Annotated in this window: 5 protein-coding genes; 3 read left to right on the forward strand and 2 right to left on the reverse strand. The window is 71.8% G+C overall.

Annotated features, from left to right (window positions below):
• Positions 1-121 precede the first annotated feature (121 nt).
• The 3 genes from I5E_RS14650 to I5E_RS14660 all read left to right on the forward strand — a co-directional run bounded on the left by I5E_RS14650 (position 122) and on the right by I5E_RS14660 (position 2,683).
• On the forward strand, positions 122-1,129 hold the full coding sequence (locus tag I5E_RS14650) for a TerC family protein (RefSeq protein ID WP_022907645.1): 1,008 nt from the start codon (positions 122-124) through the stop codon (positions 1,127-1,129).
• Between the two features lie 173 nt (positions 1,130-1,302).
• Entirely contained in the window at positions 1,303-2,304 is a 1,002-nt protein-coding gene (locus I5E_RS14655) for an aldo/keto reductase (protein WP_022907646.1), read from the forward strand.
• Positions 2,305-2,323: 19 nt separating this feature from the next.
• On the forward strand, positions 2,324-2,683 hold the full coding sequence (locus I5E_RS14660) for a UBP-type zinc finger domain-containing protein (RefSeq protein ID WP_022907647.1): 360 nt from the start codon (positions 2,324-2,326) through the stop codon (positions 2,681-2,683).
• A 99-nt stretch (positions 2,684-2,782) separates the two neighbouring features.
• Here I5E_RS14660 and msrA read toward each other — a convergent pair whose 3' ends face one another.
• Positions 2,783-3,304, reverse strand: coding sequence for a peptide-methionine (S)-S-oxide reductase MsrA (msrA, locus tag I5E_RS14665; protein WP_022907648.1), 522 nt, complete (start codon positions 3,302-3,304; stop codon positions 2,783-2,785).
• Positions 3,305-3,420: 116 nt separating this feature from the next.
• Positions 3,421-3,975, reverse strand: a complete 555-nt coding sequence (locus I5E_RS14670; protein ID WP_022907649.1) for a biotin transporter BioY — start codon at positions 3,973-3,975, stop codon at positions 3,421-3,423.
• Positions 3,976-4,068 lie beyond the last annotated feature (93 nt).

The following is a 4,068-nucleotide window of genomic DNA, read 5'->3' on the forward strand; positions in this document are numbered from 1 at the left end:
GTCCGTGCGACCGCCGGTCCTCCGGTGACACGGTCAGCGCCGACGCCGCCGGGGAACCCCGGTGCTCCCGGCGTGCGAGGCTTGACGGGCTCCCCTCCCGCACAACCAGGAAAGGCCCCGGATGCTCGAGCTCCCGGCCGTGTTCGAAGTCGGCTCCCTGATCGTCATCGTGGCGATCCTGCTCGCCGACCTGCTCGTCGTGGCCCGGCGTCCCCACGTGCCGACGCTCAAGGAGTCCGGCGTGTGGGTGGGCCTCTACGTGGGCCTCGCGCTCCTGTTCGCCGTCGCGATGTTCGTCTTCGCCGGCGGGGAGTCAGCGGGGCAGTTCCTCGCGGGCTGGCTCACCGAGTACAGCCTGAGCATCGACAACCTCTTCGTGTTCGTGATCCTCATGGCCCGGTTCTCCGTGCCGAAGACGATCCAGCAGGAGGTGCTCATGCTCGGCATCATCATCGCGCTGGTCCTGCGCGGCGTCTTCATCCTGCTCGGCGCCCGGCTGATCGAGGACTTCTCGTGGATCTTCTACCTCTTCGGCGCATGGCTGATCTGGACGGCGATCCAGCAGCTCCGCGGCGAGGACGAGGACGACGACAAGGACAGCCTCATCGTGCGGCTGCTCCGGAAGCGCGTGCGCATCACGGACACGTACGACGGCATGAAGTTCCGCGTCGTGCAGGACGGCGCCCGGCACTTCACGCCGCTCCTGGTGGTCCTCATCGCGATCGGGACGACCGACCTGCTCTTCGCCCTCGACTCGATCCCGGCGATCTTCGGCATCACCGAGAGCGCGTTCATCGTGTTCACCGCGAACGTCTTCGCCCTGATGGGCCTGCGGCAGCTGTACTTCCTGCTCGGCGGGCTGCTCGAGCGGCTGGTCTACCTCAAGTACGGGATCGCGGCGATCCTCGCGTTCATCGGCGTGAAGCTCGTGCTGCACGCCCTGCACGGCAACGAGCTGCCCTTCATCAACGGCGGCGAGCACGTGGAGTGGGCGCCCGAGATCGGCACGGTGGTGTCGCTGCTCGTGATCGTCGTGGCGATGGGCGTGGCGACCGGTGCCAGCCTGCTGCGGATCCGCCGCGAGGACGACGCGCACGACGAGGTCTCCCGCGACGCCGGAACGGCCTAGCGGCCCCCGACCGCGCCGACGGCGCGCGTCCGGCGGTGGACGCACCACGTGACGGACGGGAGGCGCGGGTCGGGCCCGCACCGTCCCTCCCGTCCGTCACCGGGTCGCGTCCGCGGTCCGCTAGCGTCGATCCCGGACCCACCCCCCCCCTTCACGAACCGGATCGAGCAACGATGCCTGACGTCCACCGCCCCGCCGACGACCGCTACGAGCGGCTGCCGTACCAGCGCGTGGGGAGGAGCGGGTTGCTGCTGCCCCGGATCTCCCTCGGGCTGTGGAACAACTTCGGCACCGACCGGGCGCTCACGACGCAGCGGGACATCGTGCTGCACGCGTTCGACCGCGGGATCACGCACTTCGACCTGGCGAACAACTACGGCCCGCCGCCCGGAGCCGCCGAGGAGCAGTTCGGTCGCATCCTCGCGTCGGACCTCCGCCCGTTCCGCGACGAGCTCGTGGTGTCCACCAAGGCCGGCTACGACATGTGGCCCGGCCCCTACGGCAACTGGGGCTCCCGGAAGTCCATGCTGGCGTCGCTCGACCAGTCCCTCGGACGCCTCGGGCTCGAGTACGTCGACGTCTTCTACTCGCACCGGCCGGACCCCGAGACGCCGATCGAGGAGACCGTCAGCGCCCTCGTGACCGCGGTCCGCTCGGGCAAGGCGCTCTACGCCGGCATCTCGAACCACGACCCGGCGCAGACGGCCGCCGCGGCCGAGGCGCTCGCCGCCGAGAACATCCACCTGCTCATCCACCAGCCGCGCTACAACATGTTCGACCGCGCGCCCGAGGACGGCCTCTTCGACGAGCTGCTCCGTCTGGGGACCGGCGCGATCGTGTTCTCCCCGCTGGCCGGTGGGCTGCTGACGGACCGCTACCTCGACGGCTCGGTGCCGGTCGGGTCGCGTGCGGCCGAGGGTCGGTGGTTCGGCGCAGACCGCATCGACGACGCGTACCTGACGACGGCGCGGGCCCTGAACGAGATCGCCGTGTCGCGCGGGCAGACGCTCGCGCAGCTCGCGATCACGTGGGTGCTCCGGCAGCCGGCGGTCACGTCCGCGCTCGTCGGGGCGTCGAGCGTCCGACAGCTCGACGGGACGCTCGACGCGCTCGAGGGTGCGCCGCTGACGGACGAGGAGCTCGCAGCGATCGAGGCCCTGGTGCCGCGCGGCTGAGCCGGGCAGGATGAGCGACATGACCGACGACAGCGACATGATCGACCCCCTGGTCGCGCCCAGCGGCGACGGGTGCGTCGAGTGCGACGCCACCGGGTCCTGGTGGGTGCACCTGCGCCGGTGTGCCGCGTGCGGCCACGTCGGGTGCTGCGACGACTCGCTGGACACCCACGCCACCCGGCACTGGGAGGCGACCGGGCACGCGGTCATCCAGAGCTACGAGCCCGGTGAGACGTGGGCGTACGACTACCGCGACCGGTCCACGTTCGAGGGCGTCGAGCTCGCGGCGCCGACGAGCCACCCCGTGGACCAGTCGGTCCCCGGGCCGGCGGACCGCCTGCCCGCGGACTGGTTGGAACGGCTCGGCGGGTCGCGCTAGGGCCGTCGACGCGACCGGGGACACACGGGAGGCGCGGTGCCAGCCGGCACCGCGCCTCCTGTCCTGCACGTGGTCACGCGATCAGCGTGACCGCGACGATCAGACCGCTGCGGCCGTCTCGTCGCGGCGCGGGAGCGTCCAGCCCGGGCGCACGAAGTGGCACGTGTACCCGTGCGGGTGCTTCTCGAGGTAGTCCTGGTGCTCCTCCTCGGCCTCCCAGAAGTCACCGGCCGGCTCGACCTCGGTGACGACCTTGCCCGGCCAGATGCCGGAGGCGTCCACGTCGGCGATGGTGTCGAGGGCGACCTGGCGCTGCTCGTCGGACGTGGGGAACACGGCCGAGCGGTAGGCACGGCCGACGTCGTTGCCCTGGCGGTCCTTCGTCGACGGGTCGTGGATCTGGAAGAAGAACTCGAGCAGCTCGCGGTAGGAGATCTGGGACGGGTCGAAGACGATCTCGACCGCCTCGGCGTGGTCGCCGTGGTTGCGGTAGGTGGCGTTCGGGGTGTCGCCGCCGGAGTAGCCGACGCGCGTGCTGATCACACCGGGACGGCGACGGAGGAGCTGCTGCGCTCCCCAGAAACACCCGCCGGCGAGGATGGCGGTTTCGGTGGTGGTCATGGTGGCCTCCTGGTGTCGGGAGTACCGCTGGCTGCGGCACCGTGTGGTGCAACCGGCGAGGGGTGTGGTCTGTTCCCGCCGTGCGTGGAGCGCTGGTCCGCGTCGCGGACGCGCGATCAGCGCTGGCCCGCGTCGCGACGACGGCCCGCCGCGTGCCAGCCGAGCGCGACCACACCGGCGCCGATCATGGCCTTGGCCAGCTCGCCGATGACGAACGGGTACAGGCCGTACGCGAGGGCGTGCTGCAGGTCGAGCCCGAGGGCGATCGCGAGCCAGGCCGTGCCGGCGCCGAACGTGACGACGGTGCCGAGCACGAAGGACAGCAGCGCCGCGGTGAACCGGCGGCCGCCGAAGCGCTCGGCGATCCGTCCGACGAGTGCCGCGGCGGCGATGAACCCGACGACGTAGCCCCCGGTCGGGCCGAGCAGGACGCCCGGTCCGGCGGCGCCCTCGGCGAAGACGGGCAGACCGACGACGCCGAGCAGCGCGTAGACGAGCATCGACAGGGCGCCGCGACGGGAACCGAGCGCGCTCCCGACGAGGAGGACGGCGAGGGTCTGCCCGGTGACCGGCACCGGCCAGAGCGGGACGGACACCTGGGCGGCGCCGGCGGTCAGCAGCGCGCCACCGACGACGAGCGCGGTGCTGACCAGCGCGGTCCCGGGGAGCAAGACGTCGGCGAACGGGCGCAGGGCCGGTGGGTCGGCACGGGTGCGGGGGGCGTTTGGCTGTCATGATCCGGGTCCTCGTGAAGCGGTTCGGCG

The organism is Curtobacterium sp. B18 (assembly GCF_000333375.1).
Taxonomy (GTDB): domain Bacteria; phylum Actinomycetota; class Actinomycetes; order Actinomycetales; family Microbacteriaceae; genus Curtobacterium.

What these genes read in the sequence shown, in the direction of transcription:
- I5E_RS14650 (WP_022907645.1), top strand. Translation starts at nt 122, where the DNA reads ATGCTCGAGCTCCCGGCCGTGTTCGAAGTCGGCTCCCTGATCGTCATC.
- I5E_RS14660 (WP_022907647.1), top strand. Translation starts at nt 2,324, where the DNA reads ATGACCGACGACAGCGACATGATCGACCCCCTGGTCGCGCCCAGCGGC.
- msrA (WP_022907648.1), bottom strand. Translation starts at nt 3,304, where the DNA reads ATGACCACCACCGAAACCGCCATCCTCGCCGGCGGGTGTTTCTGGGGA.
- I5E_RS14655 (WP_022907646.1), top strand. Translation starts at nt 1,303, where the DNA reads ATGCCTGACGTCCACCGCCCCGCCGACGACCGCTACGAGCGGCTGCCG.